The sequence below is a fragment of the Staphylococcus sp. HMSC068C09 genome (genome assembly GCF_001813735.1).
Lineage (GTDB): Bacteria > Bacillota > Bacilli > Staphylococcales > Staphylococcaceae > Staphylococcus > Staphylococcus hominis.
Window position 1 is genome coordinate 33,155 of the sequence record NZ_KV813732.1, and the last position, 17,972, is coordinate 51,126.

Sequence of the window (17,972 nt, forward strand, 5' to 3'; positions counted from 1 at the left end):
ACTACGACGTTCCATGAAGATAATGATAAATGCGAAAATCAAGTTTAATATAAAGGCAGTGATTAATATGATGTTAATAATTAAAGAAGAATATGAGAAAGATAATTGCACGATCTCTACCATATTAATTGAACCTCCTAAATCGTTTAAAATTAATGTACTAACAAATATTGTACCATGCACTATAATAAATGGTATGATTAATTTTTAAAATAAAAATGTATAATTGACGTAATAAAGAGGAGATTATACGATGATATAGAAGCTATTGAAAGGGTGAATTAGTTGGAAAATCAAAATCATGCCCATCATTCTGAGCAAGTTAAATTAAATTTAAAATCTCGATTAAATCGAATAGAAGGACAAGTTAAAGCAATTAATAGAATGATTGATGAAGACGTCTACTGTGATGATGTATTAACTCAGATAAGAGCAACACGTTCAGCACTTAATAGTGTTGCTACTAAGTTACTAGAACATCACATGAAAAGTTGTATTATGGAAAAAATAAATCAAGGTACTGAAGAAGAAGCAATGGAAGAACTACTAGTGACATTTCAAAAACTAGTGAAAGATTAGTTAGGAGATTGTAATATGTTAAACCGTAATATTGTATTTATAGATAACATTGAAACAAAGGAACAAGCACAAATGTTAAATGAACGTTTGTTAAATATGATTGGAGTACATACGGTATCAATCGATATAGAAAGAAATATGGTTAATGTTGAATATGAAACACCTACTAATTTAAATAGTATTGAAAAAGAAATTTATGACGCTGGATTTAAAGTACTTTCATAATAAAAAGCTTTAGTGTAACTTAAATAATTTAAAATAATTTTCAAATATGGTAGTAAAGCATGACTAATTAGGGTAGTATATCAGTGAAGGTCAAAAAACGAGGTGAGATACCATGAACAAATCAGATAAGTTACAAAATGTAGTCAAATTATTATCATCTTTAGGCGTCAATATCAAAAAAACAAAATCTCGTTTCGACATTATTAATACTTTGCCTACCACAAAAACCGTTACTCAAGAACTTAAATAATATGTGATTGAAAAAAGTCTGAGACATTATTAGTTGTCTCAGACTTTTTTATATGTTGGAGATACATTATCGAAGTGGAACGATAATGTCAAAATGAGTTTTGTCTCATTCTCTTTTATACTATTTTCATGTTATTAACTGAATTAAAATATATTTATTACTAAGCATCTTTGGACGCTGGCTTTTGATGGTAATAAATAGAAAGTATAACACCAATACCTAGCATTAAACTCCATAATGCGCTACCACCATAACTAATAAACGGTAGTGGTATACCTGTAATAGGTAAAAGTTGGATTGTCATACCAATATTTTGCAAAATATGGAAGACGAGTAAAGAAATATAACCAATTAAAAATACCTTATTAAATGATGAAGTTGTTTTTATGGCTAAACGGATAAGATGGAAAATTAAAGCTAGGAATATAAGAAGTAATATCACTGCTCCAATAAATCCAATTTCTTCTCCAATGACAGAAAAAATAAAATCGGTATGGTTTTCTGGAATGTATACTTCTCCGTGATTATAACCTTTACCAAATAATTGACCGGATCCTACAGCTTTTAACGATTCCGTTAAATGGTAGCCATCTCCATTACTATAAGCATAAGGATTTAACCATGAATTGATTCGACCCATTTGGTACATTTTGATATGTAACGTTTTCTCAATCAGAGAGGGTTTATATATAATGGCTAAAATAATGCTACTTCCTAATACGGCTACAGTAATAAAGATAGGAGCAAGAATGCGCCATGTAATACTACTCACTAGCATGACTCCAACAATAATGGCACATAGAACCAATGTAGTTCCTAAATCATTTTGAAGTAAAATTAATATCATAGGTACTAGGGATATGCCAATGATTTTAAAAAATAAGATTAAATCAGTACGAAAAGATTTATTAAATGTAAATCGATTATGATTAGAAACGATTTTAGCCAATGCAAGTATCAAAATAATCTTCATAAATTCTGAAGGTTGAATACTAATTGGACCAAAAGCATACCAACTTTTAGCGCCATTAATAATAGGCGTAATAGGTGTTTCAGGAATGATTAATAAACCTAGTAGTAAGATACAAAAGAAGATATACCATATATATGTATTATTTTTTATTTTTTTGGGAGAAAAAATCATCACAATAAGTGCTAGTATTGCTCCTAAAATATAATAGATAATTTGACGAATACCAAAATTGGCACTATATTGGCCGCCACTCATAGCAGAACTGATTGTAGTCACACTAATGATGGCTAAAATCATTATTAATGCTATAAGTATCCAGTCAATTTTTCGAAGCCAATGTGTTGTAGGCTGTTGACGGGATGAATATTTCATAAAAAACTCCTTAAATTCTATGGAATAGTATATATAGATTTTACATGACTTTATATGATTATGCTACAAAATATAGAAGATGATATAAAGTCGAAGCAGTTTAATCTAAAAAATAACAATTAACATGAATGGACTATTCTTTAAGAAATATACATATTTTTATTTATTGGTAAATGCAAAAAACACTGATACTGTGATAATATGGACATTTAGAAAGAATAATTTAAATTACATATCGTTAATGAAAAGTATAATTAACAATTTAAACTTAATACATTATAGTATTATAATTATGATGAGAGAAACAAAAGCGTAATTAAACTTCAATTTATAAATGGCTTTTGTCATTATTTTTCTCGATGGAGGATATAAAACATGGTAAAAGAAAATATTTGTATCGTATATGGTGGTAAAAGTGCTGAGCATGATGTATCAATTTTAACAGCACAAAATGTATTAAATGCGATTAATAAAGACAAGTATCTTGTAGATATTATATATATTACAAATGATGGTCAATGGAAGAAAAAAGAAAATATTACAAAAAATATTAAAACTGTTGAAGAATTACATTTAGAAGACATAAGTCCTGGAGAAATTACATTACTTTTAAAAGAAAATGGGGAAGGAAGTAAATATGATGCTATTTTCCCATTATTACATGGACCAAATGGTGAAGATGGTACCATTCAAGGTTTATTTGAAGTGCTAGATTTACCATATGTAGGAAATGGTGTATTAGCTGCATCAAGTTCGATGGATAAATTAGTAATGAAACAATTGTTTGAACATCGCGGTTTACCACAACTACCTTATATTAGTTTTTTAAGAAGTGAATATGAAAAATATGAAGGTAATATTATTAAACTCGTTAATGATAAATTAACATACCCAGTATTTGTAAAACCTGCTAACCTTGGATCTAGTGTGGGTATTAGTAAATGTAATAATGAAGATGAACTTAAAAAAGGGATTGAAGAAGCATTTCAATTTGATCGTAAGTTAGTGATTGAACAAGGTATTATTGCACGTGAAGTGGAAGTCGCAGTTTTAGGTAATGATTATCCTGAAACAACATGGCCTGGAGAAGTAATTAAAGATGTTCAATTTTATGACTATAAGTCAAAATATAAAGACGGTAAAATCAGTTTACAAATTCCAGCAGATTTAGATGAAGAGGTTCAAATGACGTTACGTAATATGGCATTAGAAGCATTTAAAGCTACAGATTGTTCTGGATTAGTACGTGCCGATTTCTTTGTGACGGAAGATAATCAAATCTACATTAATGAAACAAATGCGATGCCTGGTTTTACAGCATTTAGCATGTATCCAAGTTTATGGGAAAATATGGGATTATCATACTCTGATTTAATCACTAAACTAATTGATTTAGCTAAAGAACGTTACGAAGATAAAAAGAAAAATAAATATACTATCGATTAAGCGAGGAGCCTAAGTATGATTGAAGTTTCTTTAAAACAAATTCAAAAATGGATATCTTGCGATATTGATGAAGCATATTTAGAACATCAAATTAAAGGAGTCACTATCGATTCTCGTCATGTAGAAAAAGAGATGTTATTTGTTCCATTTAAAGGTGAAAATGTAGACGGTCATCGTTTTGTAGAACAAGCACTAAAAGATGGTGCTGGTGCTTCATTTTATGAAAAAGGACAGGATATTAGCGATTCAATTCAAGGACCTATTATATGGGTAGATGATACATTAACTGCTTTACAACAATTAGCTAAAGCGTACTTAAAGCATGTTAATCCAAAAGTAATTGGAGTGACCGGCTCTAATGGTAAAACCACAACAAAAGATATGATTGAAAGTGTGTTACATACCGAATTTAGAGTCAAAAAAACACAAGGTAACTATAACAATGAAATTGGTTTACCTTTAACCATTCTTCAATTAGACAAAGACACAGAAATTTCTATTTTGGAAATGGGTATGTCAGGATTCCATGAAATTGAATTGTTATCTAAAATTGCGGAACCTGATATTGCGGTTATCACAAATATTGGTGAATCTCACATGCAAGATTTAGGTTCTAGAGAAGGTATTGCTAAAGCCAAATCTGAAATTACTATTGGTCTTAAATCTGATGGCACATTTATATATGATGGAGATGAACCACTTCTAAAACCGCATGTTGAAAATGTGAAAGATGCTAAACTTGTTAGTGTTGGTTTAAATCATGACAATACATTAGTATGTAAAGTGGAAAATAGTAAAAATGATGGTATAGCATTTACGATAAATAACAAGGAACATTATGAATTACCAATTTTAGGTATTCACAACATGAAAAATGCTACTATCGCTATTGCAATTGGACATGAACTTGGTTTAGATTACGACACAATTCAAAAGAATATAAGTAATGTACAACTCACAGGTATGCGTATGGAACGACATGTTACTAATAATCAAATTACGGTTATTAATGATGCTTACAATGCAAGTCCAACAAGTATGAAAGCTGCTATTGATACGTTAAGTAATATGAATGGACGTAAAATCATTGTACTCGCTGATTCTTTAGAATTAGGTGAAAATAGTCAACGTATGCATGAAGATGTAGGTGCTTATTTGGACAATAAAGGTATTCATACGTTACTTACTTACGGTAATGATGCTAAGTTTATAAGTCGTACAGGTGGCCAGTTTGTGGAAGATGTAGCTTATTTTTCAGATAAAAATGAACTGACTCATTATTTAAAGTCTATTTTACAACCTGATGACAAAGTGTTAATTAAAGGGTCACGTGGTAATAAACTTGAAGAAGTAGTAAATGCTTTAATTTAATTATTAATAATAATTAAGAGTTGCTTAGAAATGAAAGGTTTCAAAGCAACTTCTTTTTATTATTTTAATAGAACCAATACTCTACTTAAAAATGTTATTTGCTGTAGATATGAAAATTGCTTTATTGCTATAACTATTTTTAGGTGGTACTATATAGAAGTTGACGTAATAAGAAGACCTTATATACAAAAACGTATATTGATAAATAAAAGAATTAAAAGGAGAATTATATTGCAAAATTTTAAAGAATTAGGGATTTCGGATAAAACGGTAAAAACCCTAGAAGAAATGGGTTTTAAAGAACCAACACCGATCCAAAAAGAAAGTATCCCTTATACATTAGAAGGAAAAGATATCCTTGGTCAAGCTCAGACAGGTACGGGTAAAACAGGAGCTTTTGGTATCCCTTTAATAGAAAAAGTTGTTGGAAAATCAGGCGTTCAAGCTTTAATTTTAGCACCTACAAGAGAATTAGCAATGCAAGTTGCTGAACAATTACGCGAATTCAGTCGTGGACAAAATATTCAAGTTGTTACTGTCTTTGGTGGTATGCCAATTGATAGACAAATTAAAGCGTTAAAACGTGGGCCTCAAATTGTAGTAGGAACACCAGGACGTGTTATCGATCATTTAAATCGTCGTACATTAAAAACGAATGATATTCATACTTTAATTTTAGATGAAGCGGACGAAATGATGAACATGGGCTTCATTGATGATATGAGATTTATTATGGATAAAATCCCTGCTGAACAACGACAAACAATGTTATTTTCAGCGACAATGCCTAAAGCTATTCAGACATTAGTACAACAATTTATGAAGTCACCACAAATTGTTAAAACAATAAACAATGAAATGTCTGATCCTCAAATCGACGAATACTATACAATTGTTAAAGAGTTAGAAAAGTTTGATACATTTACTAATTTCTTAGATGTACATCAACCTGAGTTAGCTATTGTATTTGGTAGAACTAAACGTCGTGTGGATGAGTTAACAAGTGCATTGCTTACTAAGGGTTACAAAGCAGAAGGATTACATGGAGACATTACACAAGCCAAACGTTTAGAAGTACTTAAAAAATTCAAAAACGATCAAATTGATATATTAGTTGCCACAGACGTTGCAGCACGTGGTCTTGATATTTCAGGTGTAAGTCACGTATATAATTTTGATATACCTCAAGATACTGAAAGTTATACACATAGAATTGGACGTACAGGTCGTGCAGGTAAAGAAGGTATTGCTGTTACGTTTGTTAACCCAATTGAAATGGATTACATTCGTCAAATTGAAGAAGTAAATGACAGAAGAATGAAAGCTTTAAGACCACCTCATCGTAAAGAAGTGCTTAAAGCACGTGAAGAAGATATTAAAGACAAAGTTAAAAACTGGATGTCACGTGAGAGTGAAGATCGTTTAAAACGTATTTCTAGTGAATTATTAGAAGAATATGATAGTACTGAATTAGTAGCTTCATTATTACAAGAACTTGTCGAAGCAAACGATGAAGTTGAAGTTCAATTAACTTTCGAAAAGCCACTTGCAAGAAAGAGTCGTAATAATAAAGGTAATCAATCAAGACGTGGTGGTAAACGAAATAATAAATTTGATAACAAAAATAAACGATCAAAAGGTAATTTCAACAAGAAAAAAGGTAAAAAACAAGATCGTCGAGATAGACAAGATAAAAGAAAAACATCTATCAAAGGTCGTACGTTTGCTGATTTACAAAAATAGTTGTTATAGATAAGAATAAATTTGCTTGATTGAGCTTGAGGTATAAACATATGTCTCAAGCTCTTTTTGATTATAAGTTACCTATTAAATTTATAAATGCTTATACTAATATTATTTTAAAGAAAAAGAGGATAATTGATCGTATTTAAATAGATAGTATTCAGTTTTGGTTTTTACATTAATATCTATCATATTATTTTTAAAAAATAGTATGATATAATATAAAAAAATTGTTAAGGAGTTTATTGTGCAATTACATCACTCTTTTCATAAAAGTCCTAAATCCGCATTTTTATATCATTGGTTAGTAAGTGGAGTCACGTTACTAATAGAGCTCATTATTTTGGGTGGTGGGTTGTGTTGTTGGAAAGCATTTCACTGGCCACATTTTATTTTTTATATTCTACTTGTGTTAACTATTTGTTCTCTTATTCGTTTTATTCTCCAACCTATCAATAGATACTCTTATAGATTTTATAATATAGAAAATAAGAACATAGAAATTTTAAATACTTTTATTTTTAAAAGGTACAAAACAACAAAAATTGAAAGGTTACAACTTTTAAAGGTTAAAACAAATCCGTTATTGAAACAGTTTAATCTTAAGAGAATCATTGTTGTAACTGCAGGTCATGAACTCACAACACCTGTTGTTTCTAATAAAGAAGCAGAACGATTAATATTACATATCTTATCACAAATGCGAGGTAGTAATGATGATATTTAAACCTCAAAAACTACATCCGATTTCTTATTTCACGGGTCTAATAAATGTTATAAAGCAAAACATTTTTGTCATTATCGTGTTTATTGGATTTAATATATGGAATTTTGATTTTACAAATATCAGACATTATATTGGACCAGGTATCTTTTTATTGATTATTCTTTTTTCTATGATTAATCAATTTCAAAAAGTACGTCTAACGCGTTATTGGATAGAAAATGATCAATTTATAGTCACATCTGGATGGTTAAATAAAAAACGCAAAGAATTAAATTTGAATCGAATTCAATCCTTAGATACCACACAAGGACTGATTAATCAATTAGTAGGTGGAGTACGACTACAAATTAAAACGCCGAGTGATGGTATTGAACTTGAAACGATTTCGAAACAACAAAGTGAATTGATTGAACGTACAATTAAAAAAAGACAACTTCAGTTAGATAGTCAAGAAATAGAGACTAATCATAAGCCCAATAATAGCGAACAAGAATTAATATCTGAAGATAATAGTAATAATAAAGTAATTTTTAAAATGTCTAATAAACTGTTGATTTTTATGTCATTGACCAGTGGCGTGATAGGTGTAGCATTCGCCACTATTTCCCCTATTATAGGTGCATTTGAAGATGTTATCCCGTGGGAAAAATGGACGTCTCGTCTTTTTCAATGGATACAGTCAGTGACGTTTTTAGTGACTATTATTATATTGACTGTACTTATATTTTGTTATGTTATAGGTACTCTAATTGTTTTTCTCCGTTATTATAACTATACAATCACACAACGTGATAATGAGTTGAAAATTACTTATGGATTACTAAATGTAAAAAATATCACAGTGCCTACTGAACGATTACAAGCAGTTATAGAAAAACAGTCATTTATTAGAAAGTTATTTGGATATACCTCTATATACTTTATTATTACAAGTGATTTAGAAGTTAAATCTAATGAAGATGTAAGTGAAAATGGAAAAATTATGATTCTTCCATTTATTAATAAAAAAGAGGCATATTCTATTATTAGAAAATTAATTCCTGAAATGCAATTTAACTCTATTACTGAAAATGTACCAAAACGAGGATATCATCGACATTTTTTTATACCTAGTATCATATTAATTCTTGGTGCAACTATAGGTGCTTACTATTGGAGTATATGGAGTTATATGATAGCGATAATTATGATTATCTTTATGGCAATTCATGCGTATGTGTATATATCTGTTTCTGGATTATGCAATAGAAAAAATGAAATTGCACTTCGTCAAGTAAGTATCATGCATATTAATTCTTATTATTTTAAAAAGGATAAAATTATTGGTATGAATGTTAATCAAAATCCATTGTTAGAAAAGAGCCATTTAGCACATTTACATTTTATTATAGCTAAGGGTGCGGTAAATGAAGATATTAAGCTTAAATATGCTTCTGAAAAACAGGTTCAATTAAATATTGAGACCTATTTAGGAGGGTCTAAGATTGAATGAACATAGTTTTATGAACACGAGTGGTCTAAAGGTGATGAGAATCACATCATTGATAGGGCTTATAATTATTACTGTTTTTTTATTTCTACTCAATATGATAGATGTTTATTTTACTCATATATCAAAACTTTCAATTAATATCATTATTTCTATAGTCATTATATTGCTTTATATCATACTATTTATTATTGTTATTCCGCTTCTGAGATATCATTATTTCAGTTATTACTATGATGAAAACGAGATTCATATTAGAAAAGGTATCATAACTGTTGAAACAGATATGATACCGTTTTATAGAATACAAAATATAGAAGTCATAGAAGGATTCATAATGAGAAAATATAAATTAGCACATCTTCATTTATCTACTGCAGGTGGAGAATGCAATATAGAACTAATTGCAAAAAAAGAAGCGATTTATTTAAAACAAATGATTCAAAATAGAAAACACGAACTATATGAATGATAAAGGATAATTAAGTGAGGTGTGGATATGATACATGGTATTGGTATTGATTTAATTGAAATTGACCGAATAAAAGACGTGTATATTAAACAAAGTGATAAATTAATACATAGAATACTAACAGAGCAAGAACAGCAAAAATTTAACTCTTTTAAAAATGATAAAAGAAAATTAGAATTTTTAGCAGGACGATTTGCAACTAAAGAAGCATTTAGTAAAGCATTAGGAACAGGGTTAGGAAAAACGGTAGCATTTAATGATATTGATTGTTATAACGATGAAAAGGGGAAACCTTGCATCGAATATCCTGGTTTTATTGTTCATGTCTCGATTACGCATACACAACATTACGCAATGAGTGAAGTAATATTAGAAAAGTAAATCATATCAATTTTTTATAAGTTTAAATAAGGAGGACTTCATATGTCAGATGTTGCTTATAGACCGACATATTTAAATGTAGATCTTGATGCCATTCTATACAATTATAATATTTTTAAAACACTTCAAAGTGATAAGTTGGTGATTCCTGTAATTAAAGCGAATGGATATGGATTAGGAAGTGTAAAAATAGCAGAAATTTTAGAAAATAATGGGGCTCAATTTTTTGCAGTTGCTACTTTAGATGAAGCCATTGAATTACGCTTACATAATATAAATGCTAAACTATTAGTTTTAGGTGCGATATCACCGAAAGATATAAATAAAGCGATTCAATATGACATTACCTTAACTGTGCCTTCACAGTTTTGGTTAGAACGAGCGATTCATTATATAGAAGATAACTCAGATCATGTATATCTTCACGTGAAATTAGATACAGGAATGGGAAGACTAGGGATTAAAACGCTTGAAGAGTATCAGTTAGTCATTAATCTTATTAAAGAACATCCAAATCTTATTTTTGACGGCGTTTTTACTCACTTTGCCAATGCAGATGAACCTGGTGATTCAATGAAACAGCAATATGCATTTTTTGAAGAGTTGGTAACAAAAGCAGAGCGACCAAAATATATACATGCTCAAAACTCAGCGGGCGCTTTATTAGCAAATTGTAAATTATGCAATGCGTTAAGACTTGGAATTTCACTATATGGTTATTATCCTTCTGAATATGTTAGAAATGAAGTTGATGTTCAATTAAAACCAAGTGCTAAATTAATAACTCAAGTTGTTCAAACTAAATATTTAAATCCTGGAGACTCTGTAAGTTATGGAAGTACATTCACTGCAACTGAAAAAATGAAAATAGCGGTTTTACCAATTGGATATGCAGATGGTTTCTTAAGATCTATGCAAGGATTTGCCGTAAATGTCAATCAACAGCAATGTGAAATCATTGGAAGAGTATGCATGGATCAAATGATTATTAGTGTACCAGATGATGTGAAAGAAGGAGATGAGGTTATTTTAATAGATAACAATTTAAATTCTTCACAAGCAGTAGAGGCATTAGCTGTAAAACAAAATACAATTAATTATGAAGTTTTATGTAATTTAGGACGCAGACTTCCAAGAATATATTATTTAAATAAAAAATTTGAAGTTACAAATGAATTATTAAATTAGTATAGTCACTTGTTACAAAATTTGTTATTATAAAACTAAATTAAAGTTTATAATGTCTTGTTTGTATCAATTGGAGGTTCATAGTATGTTAACTTTTAATCAGAATAGAAGCCATAGTCTTGAACAATCATTAAAAGAGGGCTATGTCCAAATGGCCGATTTAAACCTCTCCCTAGCAACAGAAGCATTTCCATTAGAATGTGAAGCTTGTGATTGTAACGAATCATATCTTACATCTAATTATAAAAGTGAATGATTAGAAGAGGCGATGTATATTTAGCTGATTTATCACCAGTTCAAGGGTCTGAACAAGGGGGAGTAAGACCTGTAGTTATCATTCAAAATGATACTGGTAATAAATATAGTCCTACAGTAATCGTTGCTGCGATTACTGGTAGGATTAATAAAGCGAAAATACCAACACATGTAGAAATAGAAAAGAAAAAATATCGTTTAGATAAAGATTCAGTCATTCTTTTAGAACAAATACGAACATTAGATAAAAAAAGATTGAAAGAGAAACTTACATATTTATCAGAAGATAAAATGAAAGAAGTTGACGATGCATTGGATATCAGTTTAGGTTTACACGATGTTCGTCCTCAAAAAAATTAGTATTTTATATGTATAATCCAAAAAATATGAAATAAACTTTTGAAATAAATCAATTGTACTTTTGAAAAGTTTTAATTAGACTAAATTCAGTTGAATTCAATGATAGTATTGAGTAAGTTTATGACTATTTAGAGATATCGCAGTAGTTAACTGAATTGAAAATATTTAACTCAAGTTTTCAATTTCAATTAACCTTGCGGGGGTAAGACAGCATATTCACAAAATGAATACTGTCTTGCTCCCTTTTTAAGTAGAAGAGTTATTTTAGAATAATATACATTTGATATTAATGAATAAATTTAAAATGTTGTATTGTGTCAGACAATATTTAAACATATTTTAATCAGCTATGAAGTAAGGAGGCAAAATTCGTGGAAGAATTTAAAAAAAACTATAAGCAACTTATAGATGAGAGCTTGGTTACTAAAAATAAAGAACAATTTTTAAAGAAGTGCGATGAATTCACTGAAGAAGTAATCAAAAAGGATATTCTACCAGAAGATGTTGTTGATTTACATAAAACGTATATTGCTTCTTTAAATTTAAAAACATCTCAAATCTTAGATACATTAGATGTATTAGAAGAAGTAGTAAAAGGCTTTGGATATAGCTATAGAGATTATCAAAATTTAGTTGATAAAATGCAATTCCACGATAAAGAAATTGACTTAGCCTCTAGACTTCAACAAACGATGTTAAAAACAGACATTCCACAGTTTGATAGTATACAAATAGGTGTTATTTCAGTAGCTGCTCAAAAAGTAAGTGGAGACTATTTTAATTTAATTGATCATAGAGATGGTACGATGAGTTTTGCTGTAGCAGATGTTATAGGGAAAGGGATTCCAGCAGCATTAGCAATGAGTATGATTAAATTTGGAATGGATTCCTATGGTCATTCACAATTACCAAGTGATGGTTTAAAACGACTCAATCGTGTGGTAGAAAAAAATGTTAATCAAAATATGTTCGTCACGATGTTTTATGGACTATATGAAGAAATGAATCACTTATTATATTGTAGTTCAGCAGGTCATGAACCAGGATACATTTATAGAGCTGAAACTGAAACATTTGAAGAAATTGAAGTTCGAGGAAGAGTACTTGGTGTAAGTCAACATACGCGATATAGTCAACAAGAAATTCCAATATATTTAGATGATTTAATTATTATTTTTACTGATGGTGTAACAGAAGCTAGAAATAAAAAGGGGGAGTTTATTGCAAAAGATACTGTTCTTAATTTAATTAGAAAATATAAGCATATGCATCCCCAAGATATTGTTCAAATCTTATATGAAGCCATTTTAAAAATACAAAATACGCAAAAAAGAGATGACATGACAATTTTAGTAATAAAAAGAGTGAATTAATTATTTAATTTTTTGATTATATTATAATAATAATGGGTATAGTTGCTATAGTATACATATCGAAAAAGATTAGGAGTGTAAGTAAATGAATCTTAATATAGAAACGATAACCCATGATGATTATTATGAAGTTATTGTTGGTGGAGAGTTAGACGTATATACAGTACCCGAGTTAGAAGAAGTACTTGTGCCTATGCGCCAAGAAGGAAATCATGATATTCACGTGAACTTAGCAAATGTAAGTTATATGGATTCAACGGGTTTAGGCTTATTTGTAGGAACATTAAAGGCTCTAAATCAAAATGATAAAGAATTATATATTTTAGGTGTCACAGATAGAATTAGTAGATTATTTGATATTACTGGTTTAAAAGATTTAATGCACGTTAATGAAGGAACGGAGGTAGAGTAATTTGTCACTCAAAAATGATTATATTGAAATGAAGTTACCTGCCTCAGCAGAATATGTAAGTTTAATTCGCCTTACCTTATCAGGAGTATTTACAAGAGCAGGTGCTTCATACGATGATATTGAAGATTCAAAAATTGCAGTAAGTGAAGCGGTTACTAATGCTGTCAAACATGCGTATAAACATAGTGAACAAAATGGTATGATTAATATTTGTTTTGAATTATTTGATGACAAAATTAAGATTATTATTTCAGATCAAGGTGAAAGTTTTGACTACGAATCTACAAAATCAAAATTAGGGCCTTACCAAGAAAACGAAAATATCGATTTCTTACGTGAAGGTGGGCTAGGGCTATTTTTGATTGAATCATTAATGGATGAAGTAAAAGTTTCAAAAGAGTCTGGTGTAACAATTAGTATGATTAAGTATATAAAAAAAGAGCAGGTGCCAAATAATGACGAAAGAGTCGAAATCAGTTAATGAGATATCACCTGAACAAATTAACCAATGGATTAAAGAACACCAAGACAATATAAATCCTCATGCGCAAGATAAATTAGTTAAACATTATCGCAAACTAATTGAATCATTAGCATATAAGTATTCAAAAGGACAATCACATCATGAAGATTTAGTTCAAGTGGGTATGGTTGGTTTAATAGGTGCTATTAACAGATTTGATATATCTTTCGATCGCAAATTTGAAGCATTCTTAGTGCCAACTGTTATTGGTGAGATTAAAAGATATTTACGAGATAAGACATGGAGCGTTCATGTTCCTAGAAGAATTAAAGAAATTGGTCCAAGAATAAAAAAAGTGGGCGATGAACTTACGAATGAACTCGGACGTTCTCCTTCAATTTTAGAAATTGCGAACCGTTTAGAAGTAAATGAAGAAGAAGTATTAGAAGCCATGGAAATGGGTCAAAGCTATAACGCACTTAGCGTAGATCATTCAATTGAAGCAGATAAGGATGGATCTACAGTTACATTGTTAGATATTATGGGTCAACAAGATGATAATTACGACCTTACTGAAAAACGAATGATTCTTGAACGTATTTTACCAATCTTATCTGATAGAGAAAGAGAAATTATTCAATGTACTTTCATTGAAGGATTAAGTCAAAAGGAAACTGGTGAACGTATTGGACTTAGTCAAATGCATGTATCTAGATTACAACGAACTGCAATACGAAAATTACAACAAGCTGCTAAGCAATGAAATTGAGGAGCGACCAATGAGTTCATATTGAATTCTATGGCGCTCCTTTTATTGTTAAAAATGTAATGTAAAAATAAAGATATGTTAAAATTAAAGAGAATTTATATACAAAGAGTGGTTATAACATGGAAAAGACATTAATTAATGATATTGTAAAAAAATATCAATTTTTAGAAAAACAAGTCATAGCTGTATTAAATCTATTAGAGGAAAATAACACAGTACCTTTTATTGCCAGATATCGAAAAGAAGCAACTGGTGGTTTAGATGAGGTTCAAATTAAACAAATATCTGATGAATATCAATATGTAGCGCATCTTCAAAAACGTAAAGAAGAAGTTATACATAATATTGAACAACAAGGTTTACTTACTGATGAATTAAAGCAAGACATTCTTCAACAAACAAAATTACAACGTGTAGAAGATTTATATCGTCCTTTTAAACAAAAAAAGAAAACTAGAGCAACTGAAGCAAAACGAAAAGGATTAGCACCATTAGCTCACTTTTTAATAGAAGGACAAAGTATGAATGTAAATGAAGAAGCTAGAAAATATTTAAGTGAAGAAGTTAAAACAGTTGATGAGGCAATTCAAGGTGCTCAAGATATTATTGCTGAACGTATTTCGGATAATCCTAAGTATCGACAACGTTTACTTAAAGACGTTTATTATCAAGGAAAGATTGTGACAACAAAGAAAAAACAAGCAAATGATGAAAAAGAGATATTTAGTATGTACTATGATTATTCTGAGCCTATAAAAAGAATAGTTAATCATCGAATTTTAGCAATGAATCGTGGAGAAAAAGAAAAAGTATTGTCAATTAAAATTGAATTTGATACTACTTCAATAGAAACATTTATACAATCGCAAGAAGTAAAAAAAGCTCATCAACTAGTTGAATATATTGAGTCTGCAATTAAAGACAGTTTAAAACGTTTAATCTTGCCTTCAATTGAAAGAGAAATTCGAAATGATTTAACTGAAAAAGCAGAGCATCACGCTATAGAAGTGTTTAGTGAAAATTTAAAACATTTATTATTACAGCCTCCTATGAAAGGTAAACAAATTTTAGGTGTCGATCCAGCATTTAGAACTGGATGTAAATTAGCTGTTATTAATCCTTTTGGAACATTTATTGCTAAAAGTGTTATATATCCTCATCCTCCAAAATCTAAAATAGAATTGGCAGAAAAAGAATTAGTTAGAATGATAACTGAAAATAATGTTGAATTAATTGCAATTGGTAATGGTACAGCAAGTCGTGAAACGGAACAATTTGTAGCAAATGTAATAAAAAAATATCAACTAAATGCTCAATTTATTATCGTAAATGAAGCAGGAGCTTCTGTATATTCTGCTTCTGAAATAGCAAGAAATGAATTTCCAGAGTTTCAAGTTGAAGAACGAAGTGCAGTGTCTATTGGTAGACGTGTGCAAGATCCGCTTAGTGAATTAGTGAAAATTGATCCTAAATCTATTGGAGTAGGACAGTATCAACATGATGTAAACCAAAAAGAACTTGAACAAGCTCTCACATTTGTCGTAGAAACTGCAGTTAACCAAGTAGGTGTAGATGTAAATACCGCTTCAAAATCTTTACTTCAATATGTTTCGGGATTATCAAGTACCATTGCTCAAAATATAATTGATTATCGTGAAGAAAATGGATCTATAAAGCATCATTCCGAAATAAGCAAAGTAAAACGTTTGGGTAGTAAAACGTTTGAACAAAGTATCGGATTTTTAAGAATAGTTAATGGTAAAGAACCATTAGATAATACATCTATTCATCCAGAAAGTTATCAAGCGACATATCAGTTTTTAGAAAGTTTACAACTATCAATTGATGATTTAGGTTCAGATAAACTTAAACAAACACTTAGCGATATTAATATTGAAGAAAAATCAAACGAAATTGGAATAGGCAAACCAACACTAGAAGATATTATAAAATCTCTTAAAGCGCCAAATCGTGATCCTCGTGATAGCTATGAAACACCACAGTTAAAATCTGACATATTATCAATCGAAGACTTGTCTAAAGGTATGAAGTTAAGTGGAACGGTTAGAAATGTAGTAGATTTTGGAGCATTTGTAGATATAGGTGTTAAACAAGATGGTTTAGTTCACATTTCAAAATTATCAAAGAAATATGTTAAAAATCCTATGGATGTTATTAGTGTAGGAGATATAGTTGATGTTTGGATTTTAAATATTGATAAAAATAAAGAAAAAGTATCATTGACTATGATTAATCCTAATGAATAATAAAATGCTTCAAAAGTTAGTAGAAACAACTTCACTTGAGTATTTTAAACAACCTTTTAAACATAAAGCGTATTTTAATTCTCGATTACGAACAACAGGCGGACGATATGTATTATCTACACACCATATTGAGATTAATCCGAAGCAATTTTCTCGTTTTGGAAAAGAGGCTTTAATAAATATCATAAAGCATGAACTATGTCATTATCATTTACATTTATCCGGAAAAGGTTATCAACATAAGGATCATGACTTTAAAATGCTAAGCAATAAAGTTCAAGCACCAAGATTTTGTCAGCCGATTCAAAGCTATGAAGAAAGAGCAAATTATATATATCAATGTTGTAAATGTAAAACTACATATCTAAGAATTAGAAAAGTTAATACTGATAAAATGAGATGTGGTAAATGTGGAAGTAAATTGAAATTAAAGATGTATTTATAAATAAATTTAAATATGAACAATAAGACTTTACTAATATAACAATGTCCTTTAAAAACCTACAATGTTGTAGGTTTTTAAACTTTTTAATAAAAACTATTGACTTATGTTTAAAAAGTATGTATTATAGTTATCGTTGTATTAATGAATGACGTAAACATTAAAAAATAGTAAATTTGTTTAAAATAATATTAAAAAGTTATTGACTTTTTATTACAAATCATTTACAATAAATACTGTTCTCGATAATCAATAGATTATTGCGTTTTGCCAGCGGTCGTGGCGGAATGGCAGACGCGCTAGGTTGAGGGCCTAGTGGGAGAAATCCCGTGGAGGTTCAAGTCCTCTCGGCCGCACCAAATCAATTCCAATCATTATATATTGCGGGTGTAGTTTAATGGCAAAACCTCAGCCT

Annotated in this window: 20 protein-coding genes and 1 tRNA gene; 20 read left to right on the plus strand and 1 reads right to left on the minus strand. The window is 29.7% G+C overall.

Annotated features, from left to right (window positions below):
* Positions 1 to 285 precede the first annotated feature (285 nt).
* From csoR to HMPREF2930_RS11345, 3 genes are all read left to right on the plus strand, one after another.
* Positions 286 to 579, plus strand: coding sequence for a copper-sensing transcriptional repressor CsoR (gene csoR / locus HMPREF2930_RS00780; protein WP_002437530.1), 294 nt, complete (start codon positions 286 to 288; stop codon positions 577 to 579).
* 15 nt (positions 580 to 594) lie between these two features.
* Complete coding sequence (locus HMPREF2930_RS00785) at positions 595 to 804, plus strand: putative copper chaperone CsoZ (protein ID WP_017174788.1); 210 nt, start codon at positions 595 to 597, stop codon at positions 802 to 804.
* A gap of 112 nt (positions 805 to 916) precedes the next feature.
* Positions 917 to 1,054, plus strand: a complete 138-nt coding sequence (locus HMPREF2930_RS11345; RefSeq protein WP_002437525.1) for an Lmo0850 family protein — start codon at positions 917 to 919, stop codon at positions 1,052 to 1,054.
* A gap of 160 nt (positions 1,055 to 1,214) precedes the next feature.
* Here HMPREF2930_RS11345 and HMPREF2930_RS00790 read toward each other — a convergent pair whose 3' ends face one another.
* The gene (locus HMPREF2930_RS00790) at positions 1,215 to 2,399 is read right to left on the minus strand and encodes an FtsW/RodA/SpoVE family cell cycle protein (protein WP_017174789.1); all 1,185 of its coding nucleotides are present in this window, start codon (positions 2,397 to 2,399) and stop codon (positions 1,215 to 1,217) included.
* A gap of 375 nt (positions 2,400 to 2,774) precedes the next feature.
* On the opposite strand from HMPREF2930_RS00790, the gene HMPREF2930_RS00795 reads away from it, so the two are divergent.
* The 17 genes from HMPREF2930_RS00795 (at position 2,775) to HMPREF2930_RS00875 (ending at position 17,916) form a co-directional block, all read left to right on the plus strand.
* Positions 2,775 to 3,845, plus strand: a complete 1,071-nt coding sequence (locus HMPREF2930_RS00795; protein WP_017174790.1) for a D-alanine--D-alanine ligase — start codon at positions 2,775 to 2,777, stop codon at positions 3,843 to 3,845.
* Between the two features lie 15 nt (positions 3,846 to 3,860).
* A complete protein-coding gene (murF, locus tag HMPREF2930_RS00800; RefSeq protein WP_017174791.1) occupies positions 3,861 to 5,216 on the plus strand; it encodes a UDP-N-acetylmuramoyl-tripeptide--D-alanyl-D-alanine ligase in 1,356 nt (451 codons plus the stop codon).
* 231 nt (positions 5,217 to 5,447) lie between these two features.
* Entirely contained in the window at positions 5,448 to 6,959 is a 1,512-nt protein-coding gene (locus HMPREF2930_RS00805) for a degradosome RNA helicase CshA (protein WP_017174792.1), read from the plus strand.
* 409 nt (positions 6,960 to 7,368) lie between these two features.
* Positions 7,369 to 7,686: a PH domain-containing protein gene (locus HMPREF2930_RS00810; RefSeq protein ID WP_231451769.1), complete on the plus strand. Its 318-nt coding sequence runs from the start codon at positions 7,369 to 7,371 to the stop codon at positions 7,684 to 7,686.
* Positions 7,676 to 9,178, plus strand: a complete 1,503-nt coding sequence (locus HMPREF2930_RS00815; RefSeq protein ID WP_017174794.1) for a PH domain-containing protein — start codon at positions 7,676 to 7,678, stop codon at positions 9,176 to 9,178. Before HMPREF2930_RS00810 ends, HMPREF2930_RS00815 begins: the two co-directional genes overlap by 11 nt.
* The gene (locus HMPREF2930_RS00820; protein ID WP_017174795.1) at positions 9,171 to 9,647 is read left to right on the plus strand and encodes a PH domain-containing protein; all 477 of its coding nucleotides are present in this window, start codon (positions 9,171 to 9,173) and stop codon (positions 9,645 to 9,647) included. The genes HMPREF2930_RS00815 and HMPREF2930_RS00820 overlap by 8 nt, the downstream gene beginning before the upstream one ends.
* Positions 9,648 to 9,674: 27 nt before the next feature.
* The gene (acpS, locus tag HMPREF2930_RS00825; protein ID WP_017174796.1) at positions 9,675 to 10,028 is read left to right on the plus strand and encodes a holo-ACP synthase; all 354 of its coding nucleotides are present in this window, start codon (positions 9,675 to 9,677) and stop codon (positions 10,026 to 10,028) included.
* Positions 10,029 to 10,070: 42 nt separating this feature from the next.
* Complete coding sequence (alr, locus tag HMPREF2930_RS00830; protein WP_017174797.1) at positions 10,071 to 11,216, plus strand: alanine racemase; 1,146 nt, start codon at positions 10,071 to 10,073, stop codon at positions 11,214 to 11,216.
* An 85-nt stretch (positions 11,217 to 11,301) separates the two neighbouring features.
* Positions 11,302 to 11,472, plus strand: a complete 171-nt coding sequence (gene mazE, locus HMPREF2930_RS00835) for a type II toxin-antitoxin system antitoxin MazE (RefSeq protein ID WP_002448681.1) — start codon at positions 11,302 to 11,304, stop codon at positions 11,470 to 11,472.
* Positions 11,469 to 11,831 (plus strand): type II toxin-antitoxin system PemK/MazF family toxin, encoded by a 363-nt coding sequence (locus tag HMPREF2930_RS00840; RefSeq protein WP_017174798.1) that lies wholly within the window; start codon positions 11,469 to 11,471, stop codon positions 11,829 to 11,831. Before mazE ends, HMPREF2930_RS00840 begins: the two co-directional genes overlap by 4 nt.
* Positions 11,832 to 12,202: 371 nt before the next feature.
* Complete coding sequence (locus HMPREF2930_RS00845; protein ID WP_017174799.1) at positions 12,203 to 13,204, plus strand: SpoIIE family protein phosphatase; 1,002 nt, start codon at positions 12,203 to 12,205, stop codon at positions 13,202 to 13,204.
* A gap of 85 nt (positions 13,205 to 13,289) precedes the next feature.
* Entirely contained in the window at positions 13,290 to 13,616 is a 327-nt protein-coding gene (locus HMPREF2930_RS00850) for an anti-sigma factor antagonist (protein ID WP_002448686.1), read from the plus strand.
* A gap of 28 nt (positions 13,617 to 13,644) precedes the next feature.
* Positions 13,645 to 14,097: an anti-sigma B factor RsbW gene (gene rsbW, locus HMPREF2930_RS00855; protein WP_049335593.1), complete on the plus strand. Its 453-nt coding sequence runs from the start codon at positions 13,645 to 13,647 to the stop codon at positions 14,095 to 14,097.
* Positions 14,072 to 14,842 carry an RNA polymerase sigma factor SigB gene (sigB, locus tag HMPREF2930_RS00860; RefSeq protein WP_017174800.1) on the plus strand — a complete coding sequence of 257 codons (771 nt, stop codon included), beginning with the start codon at positions 14,072 to 14,074 and terminating at the stop codon, positions 14,840 to 14,842. The genes rsbW and sigB overlap by 26 nt, the downstream gene beginning before the upstream one ends.
* Before the next feature lie 125 nt (positions 14,843 to 14,967).
* The gene (locus tag HMPREF2930_RS00865; protein ID WP_017174801.1) at positions 14,968 to 17,115 is read left to right on the plus strand and encodes a Tex family protein; all 2,148 of its coding nucleotides are present in this window, start codon (positions 14,968 to 14,970) and stop codon (positions 17,113 to 17,115) included.
* On the plus strand, positions 17,108 to 17,560 hold the full coding sequence (locus HMPREF2930_RS00870) for a SprT family protein (RefSeq protein WP_017174802.1): 453 nt from the start codon (positions 17,108 to 17,110) through the stop codon (positions 17,558 to 17,560). Before HMPREF2930_RS00865 ends, HMPREF2930_RS00870 begins: the two co-directional genes overlap by 8 nt.
* A 270-nt stretch (positions 17,561 to 17,830) precedes the next feature.
* Positions 17,831 to 17,916, plus strand: a tRNA-Leu gene (locus tag HMPREF2930_RS00875).
* Positions 17,917 to 17,972: the final 56 nt, after the last annotated feature.